Consider the following 18,716-nt stretch of genomic DNA (forward strand, 5'->3'; position numbering starts at 1 on the left):
TGACAATGACGGATTTCGCTTGGCGTAAAATTCGTAATTTGTAGCTGGTAACCGCTAATGACTATGAAACTAATCGAATGTCCGCGTGATGCCATGCAGGGATGGCACAGGATGATCAGTACGGAAGAAAAGGTAAACTACCTGCAGGCGCTGCTTAAAGTAGGTTTTGACACCCTCGACTTTGGCAGCTTTGTATCTCCTAAAGCTATTCCGCAGATGGCAGACACCCGCGAGGTGTTGTCACGGCTGGACCTGTCAGCCGGCCGCAGCAAGCTGCTGGCCATTGTGGCCAATGTGCGGGGCGCTGAAGAAGCGGTGGTCCATGAGGAAATCAACTACCTCGGCTTCCCCTTCTCTGTCTCCGAAACATTTCAGCTTAGAAATACCAACAAAACCATCGCTGAATCACTGGAACAGGTGCAGACCATGCAGGAACTCTGTATCAAAAACGGCAAAGAGCTGGTCGTGTACATCTCCATGGGCTTCGGTAATCCTTATGAAGACCCCTACAGTCCCGAAATCGTATTACGCTGGATAGATGAACTGGTGAAAATGGAAATTACGACCATTTCACTGGCAGATACCGTAGGCGTAGCCAATCCGGACGTGATCACCAGCCTGTTCCGGCACCTGATACCCGCTTATCCCCGCGTGGAGTTTGGCGCCCACTTTCATTCCGCTCCCCACAACTGGGAAGAGAAAGTACAGGCCGCATGGGAACAAGGATGCCGGCGCTTTGACAGCGCTATCAAAGGAATTGGCGGGTGCCCGATGGCAAAAGATGAACTGGTAGGCAATCTGGACACAGAAAATTTGATCTGGTTCTGTCAGCAGCGCCAGGTGTCGCTGACCCTCGATATGACCGCCCTGCAGGCCGCCCGGCAGCTGGCAGACGTGGTGTTTAAAGATTAATACATGCAATTTCACCTGAGTTTCCCGGTAGATACTATAGAACCGGGCATCCAATATACCGACAAAATCATGCTCATGGGCTCCTGTTTCGCTGAAGAGATAGGGGCCAAACTGCAGGAGCATCGTTTTAATACCCTCCTTAATCCACACGGTATCCTCTTTAACCCGCTGAGCCTCACAAAGGCACTCACCACTTACCTGGACGGTAAAGTGTATACCCGGGACGACCTCTTTCTGCACCAGGACACCTGGCACAGCTGGGACCACCACAGCCGCTTCTCCGGTACCACACCGGAAACGGTGCTGGAACAGATCAATGCCGCGCAGCAGGCGGCTATACAAACACTGGAGCAGGCCGACTGGCTGGTGCTCACGCTGGGCTCAGCCCACGCTTATTTCCTGAAAGAAGGGAGCCACCTGGTAGGCAACTGCCACAAGGTGCCGGCAGCCAGCTTCTATAAAAGACTGCTGACAGTGGAAGAGATCGTGACGGCCCTGGATAACATGATGCACCGGCTGTTTTTCCGAAACCGGAAAGTAAATATACTCTTCACCGTTAGCCCGGTACGTTATGTACGCGACGGCGTGGTGGAAAACAACCTCAGCAAAGCAGTGTTGCTCCAGGCCGTGCATCATATGGTCAACAAATTTTCCCGCCTCTGGTATTTCCCGGCTTATGAACTGGTGATCGACGACCTGCGCGACTACCGTTTTTATAAGGAAGACATGGTGCATCCCAATGAAACGGCTGTCAACTATGTGTGGGACCATGTGGTGAAATCAGCCGTCCACAGCGGCAGCCAGCCGTTACTGCATACCATCGCTGAGATCAACAGGGCGGCGCAGCACCGGCCGTTTAATCCGGAGAGCAGCCAGCACCAGCAGTTTCGCCGCACATATGCTGCGAAGGTGAAACAGCTGATGCAGGCGCACCCGCAGCTGGCATGGGATGATCTCCTTCGTTGTTTTGAAGACCAGCCTCTATAAATCAGCTCCTTTATTGTCTTTAATGTATACCAGGCCTATTGCGAAACAGATAACGGCCACGGCTATAGGATAAATTAATCCGGCCAGATGGTTACCTGTTTTGGTCACCAGTATGGTGGAGATAGTGGGCAGCAGTCCGCCGAAAACGCCGTTGCCGATATGATATGGCAGTGACATGGAGGTGTACCGTATCCTGGTAGGGAACATCTCCACCAGGAAAGCTGCTATGGGCGCATAAACCATGGTCACGAACACCACCTGTACAAAAATCAGGAACACCAGCATGGCCATCCGTGTATTGTTGACCGTTAGTTCCGGTTTGCCTTCACTGATGCGGAGCACACTGCCATCGGAATAGGTATGCACCTTGGTGGTATGCTGTACAAATTGTCCGGCGTCATTTTTTGACTGGTTGCTTTCAATCTTGTACAGTTCTGTCAGTTTCGTCTTCTGTTTCACATCGCCGATGGTGTCCATGGCTTTGTAGATCGGGTAGTAGGCCAGTGCCGCGATGAGCATGCCTGCCAGCATAATCTTTTTCCTGCCGATACGGTCGGACAGCGAGCCGAAGTAAATAAACAGCGGTGTGCCCAGCAACAGCGCCAACGCGATGATGATATTGGACTGCACAAATTCGATGTTCATCGTTTTCTGCAGGAAAGAGAGGGCATAGAACTGTCCGGTATACCATACCACTCCCTGTCCCATGGCCGCGCCGAAGAGCGCTATCAGTACCAGTTTCAGATTTTCCTTGTTGCCAAAGCTTTCCTTGATGGGATTAGCCGATGTTTTGCCCTCTTTTTTCATCTGGATGAATAAAGGGGATTCCTGTAAGCGAATGCGGATGTAGTAAGACATGATCACCAGCAACACGGACAACAGGAAAGGAACACGCCAGCCGTAGTTGTTAAAGTCGGCCGGTGTCATGACAGAGCGGGTGATGAGTATGACGGCCAGGGAGACGAACAACCCCAGCGTGGCGGTTGTCTGAATGAAGCTGGTATAGTAGCCGCGGCGATGGTTGGGGGAGTGTTCCGCCACATAGGTGGCAGCCCCGCCGTATTCGCCGCCCAGCGCGAGGCCTTGTAATAAACGTAGTATCAGCACCAGCATGGGCGCCAGTACCCCGATGGTATCGTAACTGGGTATGAGGCCGATGGCGAAAGTAGAGCCGCCCATGATCAGCAGGGTAAGGAGGAAAGTGTATTTCCGGCCTACCAGGTCGCCGAGGCGGCCGAAAACGATAGCGCCGAAGGGCCTTACGATGAAGCCTACAGCAAAGGTGGCCAGCGTAGCGATGTACGCCAGTTCCGGATTGCTGGGCGGAAAGAATTTTTCCGAAATAATGGCCGACAGGCTGCCGAAAATGTAGAAATCGTACCATTCTATCAGTGTACCGGCAGAAGAGGCCATGATCACCTGCCAGATGGTTTTAGTCCCGGTTTGTTGCATTATGAGATTTTTTAAGCGATGGGTTTTGGTTGTCGGTTAAGGGAAAAAGATAGGAAATAATTATTATGGGTGCAAGTGCCGGCACAGGAATCTTGAACGGAATAAAGCCTTATCTTTAATTACAGCTGCTATAAACTATGATGAACCAGGGACAGTTATTACATTTCAGTAGATTATTTTTTGCATTTTTATTCAGTCTGTTGTTTTTCTGTACTGGCCTACAGGCGCAGCGGCCTGCCCATAACGGCCCCAGGATAGGGCTGACGCTCAGTGGCGGCGGCGCCCGCGGCCTTGCGCATATCGGCATTCTGGAAGCCATTGACAGCGCAGGGCTCAAAATCGATTATCTCACGGGAACGAGTATGGGCAGTATTGTGGGCGCACTTTATGCCATGGGCTACTCCGGCGATTCCATTGAGGCCGTGGCCCGGCGGCTGGACTGGAACAGTCTATTTACCAACCAGCCGGTATTGACAGATGTTTCCTACGAAGAAAAAAGCGAGTACAACAAATATATTATCGAGATACCCTTTGAGTATGGCCGTCCCAAGCTGGCTTCCGGTGTTATTTCCGGTGAAGCCCTGTGGCTGGAGCTGGCGAAGCTCAGTTGGCCGGTGAAGGACAAAAAAGATTTTTCGACGTTTGATATCCCCTTCAAATGTATTGCCACGGACGTGGCCACAGGCCAGGTTGTTACGCTGGATTCAGGAGAGATTGTGACGAGTATGCGTGCCAGTATGGCCATTCCCTCCATTTTCACGGCGGTAAAAATAGGGGACCGCAAACTGGTAGACGGTGGCGTGGTCCGTAATTTCCCGGTGATCACCGCCAAAGACATGGGCGCAGACATCGTGATCGGCTCCAATGTGAGCGGGGGACTGCGTAAGGCCGATCAGCTGGTGACTCCTTTTGATATCCTGTACCAGCTGGGATTTTATAAAGACGCTGCTGATTTCGAAAAAGCCCGGAAACTGTGCAATATCTATATTCCAATCAATGAAGAGCTGGAAAGCTATTCTGCGGCCGCTTTCGGCAGTGTGGACTCTATTATCGAGATCGGCAAACGGAAAGGGCGGGAGATGTACCCGGCGTTCAAACATCTGGCGGACTCGCTGAATGCACGCCTTGAAGTGGTGAACCGGTTACCGTTTGCGGCTGATATTGAATTGAGCAGTATCCATGTGTCGGGGCTGGTACATTCCGATGAGAAATTTTTCCTGCAAAGGCTGCACCTGAAGCCCGGTGGCTGCTACACCAATGCGCAGCTGCGCGAGGCTATCCAACGGGTGTATGGCACCCGCTTCTTCAAACTGATCACCTATAACCTGCATCCCGAAGGTTACGGTCAATACAGGATGGAGATTACTGCAGAAGAGAACCCGCTCACCTACGTTAAGTTTGCGATCAACTATAATACCCTTACCGGCGCCAGTGCTATACTCAACCTTACGCAGCGGAATTTTATCGTGCCTAACTCCCGGTCTTTTGTGAGCGTGGCCGTCAGCGAAAACCCGCGGCTGGAGGCGCAGTATTTCAAGTACCTGGGACGCAGCCGCAGCTTTGGTTTCGGGCTGGGCGCCTATTACGAAAATACCGGACTGACGTTTTATGATGAAGACCTGACCAAGATGCAGCCCTATCGCAATAAGTACGCGAACGTAGACATCAACCTGCAATATTCTCCCAGCGGTAATGTTGCTTTCGGCGCCGGCACACGGTGGGAGTACATCAAATTCAAACCGCAGTATTCGACGTTTGTGGAGATAAGGGGCAGTACCAACCAACTGAACAGCTATGCTTTCCTGGGCGTAAATTCAGTCAACCGCAAGGTGTATCCTACCAGCGGGTTGCTGCTCAACATAGAGGGTGGATATATCTACAACCAGCATTCCGGTATCAATGTCAATAACAGCGGATTTCCGCTGGACCTGGACAGCGCCGGCGTCCGGTTCAATGACTATCAGCGGTTGCTGGTCAATGCCAAATACTACGTGCCGCTGGGGCGGAAATCAGCCTTGCAGTTTAATGGTAACCTGGGATGGAATTTTAACTATCATGAATCGGTCGTAAGTGCTTTTGTCGTGGGTGGGATGAATGATGTGGTCCGTAACCAGGTGCCGTTCGTGGGAGTGTTTGAAGGAGAGGTGATGTCTTCAAAGGTGGCGGCAGTGCAGGCTGCATGGCAATATGAAATTATACGGAAGTTTTACGCGATACCGAGAGTAGGGGCGGCTTTGTACAACAGCAGCCTGATTGGTGCCGAAAGTACTTACAGCGGGTTGACGGGTTATGGGCTGGGAGCGGGATACGCCAGTTTCCTGGGGCCGATAGAAGCCACGATGATGTATAGTGATCAGTCGGGCAAGCTGAAATTTTATGTCAATCTCGGGTTTAACTTTTAATTTTTTTATTTTGATAGTTTGATATTTCACCGGGCTGTTATGATGAAAGGCCCCGTGAAATATCAAAATAAAAATATTAGTGCATACGGTCACCGCGCACCTCAATATTCTTCAGGATTTCGGCTTCCATTTTCAGCCATTCCTCCCATCTTTTACGTACTTTTTCTTCCGGGAAATATTCATTGGCCAGATCAATAAACAGCCTGTAGTGGCCGGCTTCGGAGATCATGAAGCGGCGGTAGAATTCGCGCAGGTATTCATCTTCCAGTCCTTCGCTGAGCAGGCGGAAGCGTTCGCAGCTGCGGGCTTCGATGAGGGCGAAGATCAGCAGGGCGTCGAGGAAGGCATCATCCGCGCTGCCGCCTTTGACGCGGTTGTCCATGAGGGCGTTCACATAATCGTCTTTCCGTTGTTTCCCCAGGGGGAGGCCTCTTTTCTTCAACTCGGCCAGTACCTGCCGGAAATGTCCCCATTCTTCCGTGACGATGGGCGCCAGTTCCGCTACCAGTCTTTCTCTTTCCGGATTACGCTGGATAAGGGAAATGGCGGAGGAGGCAGCTTTCTGTTCACAGTAGGCATGGTCCGTGAGGATGTCCTGCAGGGAGATCGCTGCGAGGTTCACCCAACGGGGATCGGTAGGTAATTTTAATCCGAGTATGGATACTTTGCTCATGTTTTCGCTTTCTGGTATTGATTATTTTTGTCGTGCGAAGATAGTATTGAATCTGTTAATTTGCTAAAAGCCCATTTGTATATGCACAGAAGTCCAGAGCCGTTTTTGTTGCAGCCGTTGTTACAGCGGCGTGAGCATCATTCATTCCGGGAGTTGCGGTTGCCGGGCCAACTTGTTGATTTCTGTTCCAATGATTACCTGGGACTGGCGCGCAGTGCCGCTTTACAGGAGAAAGTCCGCGAGCTGCAGCAGGAGCGGCCGGTATGGCATGGCAGTACCGGTTCGCGGTTGCTGGCCGGCAACTATCAATGGATCAATGACGTGGAAGCTGATTTGGCGGCCTTTCATCAGGCTGATGCCGCGCTGATTTACAATTCTGGTTATGACGCCAACCTGGGCCTGTTTTCCAGTGTGCCGCAGAAAGGTGACACAGTGGTATATGACCAGCTGGTGCATGCCTCTATCCGTGATGGCATGCGTTTGTCCAATGCGCAGACATTCTCTTTTCGGCATAATGATATGGACGATCTCCGTAAAAAGATCAATAATGCCAGTGGCAACTGCTTTGTGGCTGTGGAGTCGGTTTACTCGATGGATGGCGATATGGCACCTCTGCAGGCCATTGTATCGTTATGCAACGAATACGGAGCATACCTGATTGTGGACGAGGCCCATGCTACCGGTGTGGCGGGGCCGAAAGGAGCGGGGCTGGTACAGGCACTGGGCCTGGAAGACGCCTGTTTTGCACGGGTGCATACCTTCGGTAAAGCAGTGGGCTGTCATGGCGCTGTAGTATTAGGTTCTGCCACATTGCGGGATTACCTGATCAATTTTTCCCGATCGCTTATTTATACCACCGCCTTGCCGCCGACCGCCATCGCCGCTATTCAGGCCAGTTACAGTCTTTTTCCCTACATGGATGAAGCCCGTGCCCACCTGTCGACCCTTATCCGGCAGTTTAGGGCCGGCGTGCATTCGTTGACGTTATTGCCCGGAGAAACGCCTGTTCAGGGCGTATTAACGCGGGGAAACGAGAACACGCGTACCATTGCGGCCATGTTGCAATCGGCCGGGCTGGACGTGCGGGCCATACTGCATCCAACGGTGCCACAGGGCGAGGAGCGGTTGCGGATCGTGTTACATAGCTTCAATACGCAGGAAGAAACGGACCTGCTGATAAAAGTCTTATTGCATTAGCTCGTTTGACGAAAAAATGGCGTATTTTACATATATACATCTGAGCTACTATTTATGAGAATCATCCCAGCAGTTATCACCGCCGCCGTTACATTGTCTCTTACCTATGCGCTCAACACCAAGCTGGGTAAGCTTCCCCCGATGGGAAAATTGTTAAGCCCGCAAACAGGTTTCTGGCAGAATGCAGAAGTAATAGGAGAGCGGCCACATGAGAAGATGGTATTGCCCGGACTGACCGGAAAAGTGGAGGTATGGTACGATGACCGTGCCGTGCCGCACATCTTTGCTGAAAACGAAGCCGATGCCTATTATGTACAGGGATATGTAACTGCGCGTGACCGCCTTTGGCAGATGGAACTGCAGACATTTGCCGCTGCCGGCCGGTTGTCGGAGATATTAGGGCCCGGGATGGTGAACTACGACAGGAGCAAGCGCCGTGACGGGATGGTATACGGCGCAGAGCGGTCAGTAGCCATGATGGAGACAGACCCTGCTACCAGGACAGCCATTCACTCGTATGCCGACGGTATAAATGCCTTCATTGCCCAGCTCACGCCCGCCACGCTGCCGGTAGAATATAAAATCCTCGATTATAAGCCGGAGAAGTGGGACGTGATCAAATCCGCCCTGCTGCTCAAGTACATGTCGGCCGACCTGGCCGGGTCCTGCAATGACCTGGAATTTACCAATGCGCGCCGGTTGTTCTCTATGGCCGATTTCAACCTGTTATACCCCGATTTCCAGGACACATTAGATCCTATTATTCCCAAAGGAACATCTTTTGCGGCCGCTTCTGCCAAAGCGGTGGCGCCGCCGGACAGCGTGCTGGCCGTAGATGCCGCATATATGAAGTTTAAGCAGGACAAACCCGATCCTGACAATGGCAGTAACAACTGGGCCGTAGCCGGCAGCAAAACCCGCTCGGGCGCGCCCATCCTCTGTAGCGACCCCCATCTGGGGCTTAGCCTGCCTTCCCTCTGGTACGAAGTACAGATCCATACCCCCGGTATGAACGTCTACGGCGCTTCCCTGCCCGGCGCACCCGGCGTGATCATCGGCTTTAATGACCATATCGCCTGGGGCGTTACCAACGGCGAAGAAGATGTGAAAGACTTTTACCGGATGCAGTTCCGCAACGGTAAAAAAGAATACCTGTTCAACGGCAACTACCGCCCGGCAGACCTGCGGGTGGAAGCCATTAAGGTAAGAGGCGGCGCTACTGTATATGATACCGTGGCCTACACTGTATTCGGACCAGTCGCCTTCGACAATACCTTCCCGGAAAAAATAACCGGACAGACTTTCCTCGCCATGCGCTGGAAGGCCCTGGACTCCTCCAACGAGCTGCGCACTTTCTATCGGCTCAATAAGGCCCGTAATTACGACGATTACCTGGAGGCATTGCGCACCTACACCTGTCCCGCACAGAACTTTGTATTCGCCGATAAAGGCGGGGATATCGCAATCTGGCACAACGGCCAGTATCCGCTGCGCTGGAAAGACCAGGGTAAATGGATCATGCCCGGCAATGACAGCACCTACGCCTGGCAGGGATATATCCCCCATGATGAGCTGCCACATATCAAAAATCCGGAACGTAACTTCGTCAGTTCCGCTAATCAGCGTCCTACTGACAACACGTATCCTTACAATTTGTACAGCTCCGACTATGACCTGTTTCGCGGTGAGCGGATCAACCGCCGCCTGGCCGAGATGAACCAGATCACGCCACAGGACATGATGACGCTGCAGAATGATAACAAAAACCTGTTTGCCGCCGCAGCCATGCCACTCATCCGCAAACATATAGATACCGCCGCGCTCACTGACGATCAACGCCCTTACTGGCAGTTGTTGTCGCAGTGGGACTGTGTCTCCTCTCCCGACAGCAAGGCCGCTACCATCTTCAATACCCTGTGGGGAAAACTGACAGACACCATTTTCCTGGACGAACTGGCGCCGAAAGATTCCACCGTACTCGCCATGCCGCAGGCCACCACCGCTTTACTGATGTTGCTGCGTGACAGCGCCGTGCATTTTGTGGACAATATCAACACCCCGCAGAAAGAAACATTGTCAGGCCTGGTACAGGGCTCTTTCACTTCTATCATCAAAGAAATGGCAGAGTTGAACAAAGCCGGTAAACTGGAGCTGGGCAAAGCCCGCGGAACAGATATCCGCCATCTCTCCCGTGGAATACCTGCCTTCAGCGCTTTACACCTCAATACCGGCGGCGGGCAACATATCGTCAATGCCACGAAGCGCTTCCACGGCCCTTCCTGGCGTATGGTAGTACAGCTCTCAGATAAAACAGAAGCATACGGCATCTACCCCGGCGGACAAAGCGGTAACCCCGGAAGTCCATACTACGATAACGCTGTCAATGATTGGGCCGTTGGCAAGTATTACCTGCTGCACGTATTTGACTATCAGGAAAAAGATGACCCGCTCATCCGCTACAAGGTGGTGTTTACAGGCAAATAGGAAAAATTTTTAGAAAAGAATTTGGAAGAAAAGTAATTATTCCTATCTTTGCACTCCGTTAAACAAACGGGGTGTTAAGATTCCGTAGCTCAGTTGGTAGAGCAATACACTTTTAATGTATGGGCCCTGGGTTCGAGTCCCAGCGGGATCACAGAAAAATAAAAAGGCTTCATAACATATTTGTTTTGAAGCCTTTTTTGAGTTCGAGCTTTAAGCAAAGGTATTTTATGTATCATGAACTTATTGATATCCATAAGTTTTGAGGTTCGAGTACAGTAGGGTAAAATCTTGATGTTATGCTTTTTAAGATTGATTAGGTCCTGTAGGTATTGAAATTTATTCCGTAGTAATTTCGATCAAGAAATAAACATCCCAATAATTTTTTCTATTTCCTCTTCAGAGATTATCTTCTCTTCATTCGCGATAGTTGGATCCATTGTGTAGGCGTAAGTTTATTATTACTAGATAATATTACAGTCATCTTTCTTGAATTAGGTTGACTGATATTGGGCGGTTTAAGACCATAAGGGAAATGTTTAATCTATCCTCGAAGTGGTTAGTCTAATAATTCCAGGTTGTCTCTTTAAGAATTTTCTTATTTTTAAAGAATATGAAAGTAACTGATTATTATACTCAGCTAGGTAGTAATGCAATTGGTGTTTTACAGGCATCTCTAGGTAATGAGGATTTGGAGTTGCTGTCCTCAAATCATGCTTTTATACATGATTTATCACTGTGGTTAGAAGTTTTAGATGCTAGACCCGAATCTAGTATTTTAAAAAATGCAGTGAAGGAATTCCAAATAGCTATTCTTAGTAATAACCTTGGATTCTATCAACAAGCTTTTATGGGCTTACGATTTTTCTTTGAACGAACACTGGTAGCAATTCATTTTTCTGCAAAGGAAATAGAACTTAATCTTTGGAAGCTTGGTGAACGAGATACATATTGGAGTGAGCTAGTTGATAAGGACAATGGGATTTTTTCAACGAAATTTTGTAAAGCTTTTTTTCCAGAGTTAAAAGATGAAATAAGGCATTTCGAGGCTATCACCACCAAAATTTATCGTGAGTGCTCGGAATTTGTACATGGTAATCAATCAGTCATAAAAATAATTCCTGGTCAGATATCTTATTCTAAAGAGCTTTTCTACGAATGGAATATAAAAGCTGATGCCATAAGAAGAGTTGTTTTGTTTGTACTCTGTTTACGATATCTAAAGCATCTGGGAGGCGATGATGTCAAAAAGGTGGAAAATACAATCGCTGATGAGTTTAAATCAATTTCACAAATCAAAGATCTAATTATTAATTAGTATGTCAGAATTGCTTTTTAGAACAGAAGATATTCCAAATGAGGATATTATTGACCTATTTGTCGAAACAAGTCAAGATAGGGATGTAATTGAAAAACTGAAGTCTATTACTCCAATCATGCTGGTTGGCAGCCGCGGTGTTGGAAAGTCGTTCTTGATGAAGGTTGCTGATGAGGAAATGCATCGGGAATTTCAGCATGCAGGGGTATTGCCTGTTTACATAACATTTACTAAGAGCTCGTTGATTCATACGAATGATAAACAACAGTTTACTCATTGGATGCTTGCCCTGATTTGTTCCAAAATAATCCGTCAGCTTAGAAGAAAAGGGTTGTTGGCCAATGTACCTCAATCAATAAATGTTCTTAGCGGAGGAACATATAACGATGATATTTTAAAAATTGAGGAAGTCGCTAAGCGGTATGAAGAATCTTGGCGAAATCCCACCGATAATATCGAAACTGCAGATATTCCGAATGTTGATAACTTAAAGGACGCTATTCAGGAAATTTGTGAGGATTTGGGTCTGAAGCGAGTTAACCTTCTAATTGATGAGGCGGCGCATATTTTCAGACCAGAACAACAGCGTCAATTCTTTACTCTGTTTAGAGATATGAGATCCCCATACATTTCGTGTAATGCGGCCGTTTATCCAGGTGCCACTTCTTATGGTGAAGTTTTTCAGTATTCTCAAGATGCAACGTTCATAAATATTAATCGAGATATTCTTTCATCCGAATATATAGATAAAATGCGCGACATCGTTGAGAAGCAAGCTGATTCTGATAGTAAACTGTTAACGGAAATATCTCGCAATAAAAATAATTTTGAATTACTTTGTTACGCTGCCTCAGGTAATCCACGATTTTTACTCAAAACTGTTGGAAGAGCGCCTAAATTGAGTTCATCTCAGATAAATGAGGTGATAAGGGAATTCTATAAAGTTGAATTGCTTGCAGAACATACTTATTTGAGTGAGAAATATCCCGGACAGAAAGGCTTAATAGATTGGGGACGGTCCTTTATTGAAGGTTTTGTTTTGCCAGAGCTACAGAAGAAAAATAATAACTACTTAACAAGCGATAAACAAACATCTTGTTTTATATGGATTCATAAAGACATTCCACAAACAGTTAAAGAGGCATTAAGATTACTAGAATATACAGGTGTTATACAAGAACATGGAAAAGGAATTAAGTCCTCAATGTCAGAGGTAGGAACTAGATATCTTGTGAATCTGGGGTGCTTATTTGGACAAGAGGCATCACCTGCTAGTAGCTCTTTGCCTGTTGCGAGGAGTATTACACCCAAGAAAATGACTGAATTTGGCATGTCTAATCAGCACTTTTCGCCATTAGTTGATCAGATACCAAACTTTGTTGAGAATGATACGAGTGAAATACTAGAAGGGGAGTTGAATAAAACTATTGATGTATTAGATTTGACAGATTGGATTAAAGATACACTTCGGGGAATAGACATTAATACAGTACGAGATATTCTCAACGCAACCGAAGCGTATTTGAAGAAAGCGTATTATGTAGGAGATAAAAGAGCTAGATTGGTAAAAAGTGCTGCTATTGCCTCTGTTTATGAATACCTAAATGGGTGACGACAGCAAATAGTCAAAGAACAGAGCTAAGTAATACCTAGCATATGTCCTGAGTTTTTAAAGTGATTTGTGGGTTAAAGTTTCGCTAGTAGTCGAAGATTGACGAATTAAAGATTCGAGTGTCGTACTATAAATTCACTGAAAGGTTTCAGAACTCAATGTTTTGAAACCTTTTTATTTGATTCAAATCTTATTGGGAGGAGGTCATACGATAGGCGATTGGTTCGAATACATAGCAGGATTGATTCTTACGGAAATGAATGATGTTATTCTCGATTAATGTTTTCCTCAGATAGTTTTTTCATAATTGTATCAGCCGAAAGTTCGGCTAAATCGTGCATTAATTCAAGTACTTTTTGAGCTTCTTCCTCAGTTATTATAATTCCTTCTTTTGAGAAAGCTGCAATTACTTCTGCGGGTTTCACTCCATAGTCTTTTTTGTAATTTTCTGAATTGGAGTACTGGATATTATTTTTTCGCATTATTCAGATGGTTTAAAATTAAGAAGACTTATTTCAAGATAGTATATAACCATCGTAGCATATGCTTTGTTGTAGAGATGTTATCAATGCGGATTGTTGTTGTTGCCAGCACGTATAAAGTCGAGACTAGGGGGGCGCCAAAATGCTAATCGTTTGAAAAATCCTAAAGAATGCAAAAATTAAAGTCCTAGGTAGAATAATAGGACTTCCGAGTAGGCCAAGGATTTTCATAGATTGGAGCATGAATCGCTATACAGGATTGCGGTAACAGGTAGTGCAGTCAATGCCTCTGCTCTGAAAGATTCCCTATTGAAAATCCTGAGTAGTATTCAATTTTCGTGTAACATTTATAATGTATTTTTATCTGATTGGATTTTGTAGACCAGTTTTTGAAATATTGAATTTATAATTTATTGCTATGTTTTGAAAATTAATTGATTATATATTTAAAATACTTGATAGTAGATAACTGTCTTCAATTAATTGGTTCGAGTTTTGTACCATAGGGATCACAGACAACTTACAAACCTCGCGCTAGTCGCGGGGTTTTGTTTTTTTAGTCGAGTTACTCTTTTTCCTTTGGCCGTACTATAAAAACGAAAAACACATCATTGAGTTTAGTACTGCATAAAAAAGAGGACGCTTTTTGAGACGCCCTCTTTATTTTCATCAATAGAAATTCTACCTTACCTCCAGCTTATAAGGCGGCGTATCCGCTGCAACCAATGCTCTGAACTGTTTAAAGCGTTCTGTATTCTGTTTCTCCCGGCCAAAAATCTCTAGGTGAAATTTCATTCCGCTGACCTCTTCCTTCGTGTACTGATTCAGACTAACGGCTCCGGATATTCCCAGATGCGCCTGGCAATTAGCACAACCACCAACATCCCAGCGGCTCAGTACAGACTGATAACCGACAAGATATCTTTTGCCATCCCCTTTGGTGGCATATACACCAACAATAAAGGAGCCTTTGATGCCTCCTCTGCTAAGCCCTGAAATATAGAGATGCAGATCGCTTCTCTTTGACTTAACAGCCCTGGCAGCTCTTGCAGCTGCAACAACATCGTTTTGCGACAATGAGCCATCGCTATAGGTATAATTCAGCTGTGACTCAATATCTATGCAGTCTTCTGATGTGAAATAGGTAGTATCTGCTTTTATAAACGGTTTTAGCGCAGTTGTCATAGTCAGTTTTTCATTCTCCGTTTGTCCGTTGGCAGGGCCTTGTCCGGCACCGCCATTGAAACCATTTGAGGTGCCCAGATCTGCGGGGTCTTCGATGATGTCAAAACGTTCTGTAAAACCCTGCTTTTGCTGCCATAACCAAAACACACGATCTATATTACAGTGGTGGAAAAAGAAGATAGGGTCCAGTCCTGCCGTATCATTCTCACCCATATCACCATTTGCGTCCGGTAGCTGAGATGCATCGTAGCCTCCGTTATTTATGCCTGCAGGAAGCGTAAAACCTCCAACTGCCAAATGAATATCGTTGTGCGGATGCTCCAGTGCAGTGTACCCCTGACCATAATAAGCAGCCGATTGCGTGTTGGAAAATATCGTGTAAGTAGGAGCGTCAAGACAATCACTGAATGCCTTTGCTATCCCTGCCTGTTGTGTTGTCCCGTCTCCCGGGCCACATCCGGGTATGTAGTAAGTCACATTATTAAGCCATTGCAATACATTCGCATTCAGCAAGGCAATATTGGCATTTGGATCAAAGAAATTAGCATTATACTCGTAAGTGGTAGCTTGGGCCTCCGGCGTACCCACAAGGCCAGACAGCGGGTATCTTACCGTTTGGTAACCTTGTGGTTTGCTATAAACTGAGTCGTCATTGTTCACCAGGTCAGTTATTTCTTTAGGGAATATAAATGAGGCCAGTGGATTATCGATGGCATTATTATCATCAGGTACAATTCCCTTATCACGCAAACACTGCGGGAACTCTCCCTTGAATGTAAACTTCGGAGCTGTAAGCGCACGTGGTATGCCATATGTAGTTGAATAAGAATCTGTCTCGTCCCAATAAGGTTGCATTACGTCCTCACAACCAGGAGTGGTCTGCAGGGCTTTTTCCAGCTTGTATACATATACCCTGTGCCAGGTGGGGAAAAGCACATTCTGGTGATTACAGTAGCCACCCCACCATTCCGGGTTTGTAGCGCCTTCCCCGGCAAATGGTTCTCCGTGATACCCGCCTATCAGAAAAAAAGAGTTAGGGTCAGTGGGTGGTAACGCTTTAATGTACGCCCATGCTGTCATTAGTTTTTCCAGATCATTATTGATGCCTGCATCATAATCATTCTGAATTTCAATTATAGAGCGGCGAACGCCTATGCCATTTTTTTTCATAGTTAAGCAATTTTGTGTTTCTTGTGAATAAGTTTCAAGGATACATTGGGGAAATTATTCAGTAAAGATCCTGTCAGGATCATGCCAACGCCCGCAACCAGCGACCATTGTGTGCCAGGGAAGAATGCGCGGCTGCTCATAATAAAAACCGCACCCAGCATGCTGATAAGGAAAGGCAGATATCCTGCCACTCTTATCCGCTTATACAAAAAGAAAAGATGTATCGCCAGGAAGATCATCATTACGGGCAGCAGCCATCTCATATAAGGTAGCTTCGCCAATCCCAGGCTGCCGAACATACTCATATAAACAGCCCAGCACATAGGACATTTCGGGAAAAAAGCAATCAGGATGCTCAATATGACCGAAGGTACGCTCCTGACGGTTTTCGAGGGTATCCTCCCCGATGGTTGCTGCTCACCGGAATGTCTGACATGGCAATTACAGGTGTTGCATTCATTTAAATTTTCCATAGCCTATATTGATGTTGTAAAAGAAAAGGCTGAAAGATATTTATGCGTAATTCAGCCACTGAAAAGAGGTTTAGAAGAAGTAGCAGGACCATCTCTGCAATGGTTGCTATGAAAGAAATAGGGGATACCATTTTTCATAAGACAACATTTTATGGGTAAGACAATCAGTATACTCATGCTCTGGAAGAAATCAGAGAACGGGAAACGCAGCAGCATAGCTCCGCCAAAGACACGCTATGCATGCCGGTTCAGTCAGGACAATAAATTCAGATAATTGCAACAATGCAAAATACTGGCATCAATACGCGGGTATTATAATGAAAGAGGTTGTGAGCTTTGGTTATATGAGGTTTAAAATGTTATGCGAAAACGCTATGGGTAAACACTTACATTGAATCATTCAAATAGAGCTGATGTCTTTTGGACGATCGGTGATAACCGAAGCTATTAAAAAATATTTAATCCTCAAATTTTTTTGTTTTTTTAATAAGTAGGTTTGCTAACTATTGTTATGAAAGATCCGGTTTTTATTATAGTAAGGATAAGGACTTTTCGGGAAATAGTCAGATCTCTAAATATCAACGTAATCCTTTTTTCTTTTCTGCTTTCTCCAGCTTTTCAAATGCATCTATATACACTTTCAGTTTGTTGTCTGTTCTGTCGATATCTGGTACTTTATCAGGCTGATTAGAAGTCGCATCCATCAGGAAAGAGAAATCAGCCCCAATTCCCTGGGCAACGCCATGGCAGCCCTGACAGCCTCCCATGCTGTAATGTTTTCCGTTTAAGAAAATATTATGACCTCCATCATGGGGATGCTTGAAGCCGCTGCCTCTGAAATCTCCCAGTGTTCGATCTGATTCTATGACATAGTTGGCCAGGTAGAAGCTGAATGAAGTGCTATCATTAGTAGGCATGCCTTGCACACCTACCAGGCGGTAATTCAGCCAGATGGAATTTGGATTCTTTTTCCTTAATTGGTCTTGTACATATTTGGTGGAAGCGTCTGCGACAACTGATATTGGATGAAAGCGATCGTACCGTTGTGGTTTAGGGTTACCCTTTTGTGGCAACTCTATGTAACCCATGCTATCGTTTTGAACATCTACATGTTCAAAGGTGGCAAAAGTGAAATCAGGGTAGTTGGCAAGTTTATGGATAATATGAATACCTACAAGCCCGTATATTTTGTTTACGGAGACCGTTTTACCTGTTTTCGGGTCCTTTTCATAGACAATTACTTTCCGGGTAAAATGGGTATTTGCTTCTGCGTCATTGATCATCTCTCTCCAGGCGCTCTTTACCTCCAGTGCCCCGGTATATTTACCAAAACGCGTATCAGGATCTTTAGCGTTTCCACATGGCAGACAAAATATACCTGGAGGGCAATTACAATTGCCTCCTGTATACTTGCCAACCGGATAATCTTTTGGATTATAATATACTGAATCCTTTTTGATATTGCCTGCAGTTCTATTTACCGCAGCTATTAAAGTTGCTTCATCAGGATAATTCTTACGCTTGTAATCATATTCATCTCTGTTCACTTTAGCCTGGTATAATACCTGATATTGGGTATTGTACAGATTGACTTTTGCATACAGGTCACAGGAGCCAATCTCATTGTTCTCGTCCAGGTTATTGAATAAAGTTGTATCAACACTGTTATCCTTGCGGGGAATATGTATTTGATAGTCATACCTGGGGACCTTATCAAAAGGGAGTGTATTCCCATGATTAGGTCTCAGTTCAACACGATGAGCATAAGTTTCCCATACCACAGGATCATTCATTGGGTAAGCGCTTTGGTCATTATATGTCCATTGGGGATCTGCATACCCTCTATATACGTGCGTGTTTTTCTTGTAACTTGATTTCCAGTTCAGTGCAAAAAACTCGTTCCAGGCAAAGCTACATAGAGCAGCAGAATCAGCGTATTGACTCAGTGTATTGGGAACGGTGGAATCGAATGTTATATTGAAACTAAACTGTTCCGCTGTTCCATGTACGACCGCAGCCCTGGTAGGCGACTGCTTAAAAGAAACGATCAGGGCTGCCCCTGCTGCAATACCGATGGTAATAATGAGGAGTGCTTTTTTCATAAGCTGAAGTGTTTGATAATGGATTAAATAAACAAAAATCAAAAATCCGGGTTCTACGAAAAGCATAAGCGAGCCGATAAATGCAGACTGCCGCTTAAAAGCAAGATAGGAGGACCCTCCTCATCGATAGATGAGAGATGCCTGTTCGGTTAGAATAGTTTAAATCTTTGAATGGCTAATACCATCCGGTTGAATATCGTCGCTGGTTGTAGAGGTTCTTTTTTAGGTATCCCGACCGCCGTCCCGGGAAGGCAAAGCACTGATACAACA

At 46.3% G+C, this 18,716-nt stretch carries 13 protein-coding genes and 1 tRNA gene; 8 read left to right on the forward strand and 6 right to left on the reverse strand.

Going from position 1 to position 18,716, the window contains the following annotated elements; all coding sequences use genetic code 11:
- The first annotated feature begins 63 nt into the window (after positions 1-63).
- Both HGH92_RS21450 and HGH92_RS21455 read left to right on the forward strand, forming a co-directional pair.
- A complete protein-coding gene (locus tag HGH92_RS21450; RefSeq protein ID WP_168872791.1) occupies positions 64-912 on the forward strand; it encodes a hydroxymethylglutaryl-CoA lyase in 849 nt (282 codons plus the stop codon).
- A 3-nt stretch (positions 913-915) separates the two neighbouring features.
- Positions 916-1,899, forward strand: coding sequence for a GSCFA domain-containing protein (locus HGH92_RS21455; protein WP_168872792.1), 984 nt, complete (start codon positions 916-918; stop codon positions 1,897-1,899).
- Here the strand turns inward: HGH92_RS21455 and HGH92_RS21460 are convergent.
- On the reverse strand, positions 1,894-3,351 hold the full coding sequence (locus HGH92_RS21460; RefSeq protein WP_168872793.1) for an MFS transporter: 1,458 nt from the start codon (positions 3,349-3,351) through the stop codon (positions 1,894-1,896). The two genes, HGH92_RS21455 and HGH92_RS21460, sit on opposite strands and share 6 nt — an antisense overlap.
- Before the next feature lie 200 nt (positions 3,352-3,551).
- On the opposite strand from HGH92_RS21460, the gene HGH92_RS21465 reads away from it, so the two are divergent.
- Positions 3,552-5,753, forward strand: coding sequence for a patatin-like phospholipase family protein (locus HGH92_RS21465; RefSeq protein WP_168872794.1), 2,202 nt, complete (start codon positions 3,552-3,554; stop codon positions 5,751-5,753).
- Positions 5,754-5,829: 76 nt separating this feature from the next.
- Here HGH92_RS21465 and HGH92_RS21470 read toward each other — a convergent pair whose 3' ends face one another.
- The gene (locus HGH92_RS21470) at positions 5,830-6,426 is read right to left on the reverse strand and encodes a tRNA-(ms[2]io[6]A)-hydroxylase (protein ID WP_168872795.1); all 597 of its coding nucleotides are present in this window, start codon (positions 6,424-6,426) and stop codon (positions 5,830-5,832) included.
- Between the two features lie 81 nt (positions 6,427-6,507).
- Here HGH92_RS21470 and HGH92_RS21475 point away from each other — a divergent pair, with 81 nt between their 5' ends.
- The 5 genes from HGH92_RS21475 to HGH92_RS21495 all read left to right on the forward strand — a co-directional run bounded on the left by HGH92_RS21475 (position 6,508) and on the right by HGH92_RS21495 (position 13,034).
- Positions 6,508-7,623, forward strand: coding sequence for an aminotransferase class I/II-fold pyridoxal phosphate-dependent enzyme (locus HGH92_RS21475; RefSeq protein WP_168872796.1), 1,116 nt, complete (start codon positions 6,508-6,510; stop codon positions 7,621-7,623).
- Positions 7,624-7,677: 54 nt separating this feature from the next.
- Positions 7,678-10,107: a penicillin acylase family protein gene (locus HGH92_RS21480; RefSeq protein WP_168872797.1), complete on the forward strand. Its 2,430-nt coding sequence runs from the start codon at positions 7,678-7,680 to the stop codon at positions 10,105-10,107.
- 78 nt (positions 10,108-10,185) lie between these two features.
- A tRNA-Lys gene (locus HGH92_RS21485) sits at positions 10,186-10,258 on the forward strand.
- 459 nt (positions 10,259-10,717) lie between these two features.
- A complete protein-coding gene (locus HGH92_RS21490) occupies positions 10,718-11,422 on the forward strand; it encodes a hypothetical protein (RefSeq protein ID WP_168872798.1) in 705 nt (234 codons plus the stop codon).
- Position 11,423: 1 nt separating this feature from the next.
- Positions 11,424-13,034 (forward strand): hypothetical protein, encoded by a 1,611-nt coding sequence (locus HGH92_RS21495; RefSeq protein ID WP_168872799.1) that lies wholly within the window; start codon positions 11,424-11,426, stop codon positions 13,032-13,034.
- A gap of 266 nt (positions 13,035-13,300) precedes the next feature.
- On the opposite strand, the gene HGH92_RS21500 is transcribed toward HGH92_RS21495, so the two are convergent.
- The 4 genes from HGH92_RS21500 to HGH92_RS21515 form a co-directional block, all read right to left on the reverse strand.
- Complete coding sequence (locus HGH92_RS21500) at positions 13,301-13,516, reverse strand: hypothetical protein (RefSeq protein ID WP_168872800.1); 216 nt, start codon at positions 13,514-13,516, stop codon at positions 13,301-13,303.
- A 681-nt stretch (positions 13,517-14,197) separates the two neighbouring features.
- Positions 14,198-15,871: a tyrosinase family protein gene (locus HGH92_RS21505; protein ID WP_168872801.1), complete on the reverse strand. Its 1,674-nt coding sequence runs from the start codon at positions 15,869-15,871 to the stop codon at positions 14,198-14,200.
- A gap of 2 nt (positions 15,872-15,873) precedes the next feature.
- The gene (locus tag HGH92_RS21510; protein WP_168872802.1) at positions 15,874-16,134 is read right to left on the reverse strand and encodes a hypothetical protein; all 261 of its coding nucleotides are present in this window, start codon (positions 16,132-16,134) and stop codon (positions 15,874-15,876) included.
- A 788-nt stretch (positions 16,135-16,922) separates the two neighbouring features.
- The gene (locus tag HGH92_RS21515; RefSeq protein WP_168872803.1) at positions 16,923-18,446 is read right to left on the reverse strand and encodes a hypothetical protein; all 1,524 of its coding nucleotides are present in this window, start codon (positions 18,444-18,446) and stop codon (positions 16,923-16,925) included.
- Positions 18,447-18,716: the final 270 nt, after the last annotated feature.

The organism is Chitinophaga varians, from assembly GCF_012641275.1.
GTDB classification, from domain to species: domain Bacteria; phylum Bacteroidota; class Bacteroidia; order Chitinophagales; family Chitinophagaceae; genus Chitinophaga; species Chitinophaga varians_A.

Excerpts from the sequence above, each read along its gene's own strand:
- HGH92_RS21450 (WP_168872791.1), top strand. The coding sequence starts at position 64 with ATGAAACTAATCGAATGTCCGCGTGATGCCATGCAGGGATGGCACAGG.
- HGH92_RS21455 (WP_168872792.1), top strand. The coding sequence starts at position 916 with ATGCAATTTCACCTGAGTTTCCCGGTAGATACTATAGAACCGGGCATC.
- HGH92_RS21460 (WP_168872793.1), bottom strand. The coding sequence starts at position 3,351 with ATGCAACAAACCGGGACTAAAACCATCTGGCAGGTGATCATGGCCTCT.
- HGH92_RS21470 (WP_168872795.1), bottom strand. The coding sequence starts at position 6,426 with ATGAGCAAAGTATCCATACTCGGATTAAAATTACCTACCGATCCCCGT.
- HGH92_RS21475 (WP_168872796.1), top strand. The coding sequence starts at position 6,508 with ATGCACAGAAGTCCAGAGCCGTTTTTGTTGCAGCCGTTGTTACAGCGG.
- HGH92_RS21480 (WP_168872797.1), top strand. The coding sequence starts at position 7,678 with ATGAGAATCATCCCAGCAGTTATCACCGCCGCCGTTACATTGTCTCTT.
- HGH92_RS21490 (WP_168872798.1), top strand. The coding sequence starts at position 10,718 with ATGAAAGTAACTGATTATTATACTCAGCTAGGTAGTAATGCAATTGGT.
- HGH92_RS21495 (WP_168872799.1), top strand. The coding sequence starts at position 11,424 with ATGTCAGAATTGCTTTTTAGAACAGAAGATATTCCAAATGAGGATATT.
- HGH92_RS21500 (WP_168872800.1), bottom strand. The coding sequence starts at position 13,516 with ATGCGAAAAAATAATATCCAGTACTCCAATTCAGAAAATTACAAAAAA.
- HGH92_RS21505 (WP_168872801.1), bottom strand. The coding sequence starts at position 15,871 with ATGAAAAAAAATGGCATAGGCGTTCGCCGCTCTATAATTGAAATTCAG.
- HGH92_RS21510 (WP_168872802.1), bottom strand. The coding sequence starts at position 16,134 with ATGAGATGGCTGCTGCCCGTAATGATGATCTTCCTGGCGATACATCTT.
- HGH92_RS21515 (WP_168872803.1), bottom strand. The coding sequence starts at position 18,446 with ATGAAAAAAGCACTCCTCATTATTACCATCGGTATTGCAGCAGGGGCA.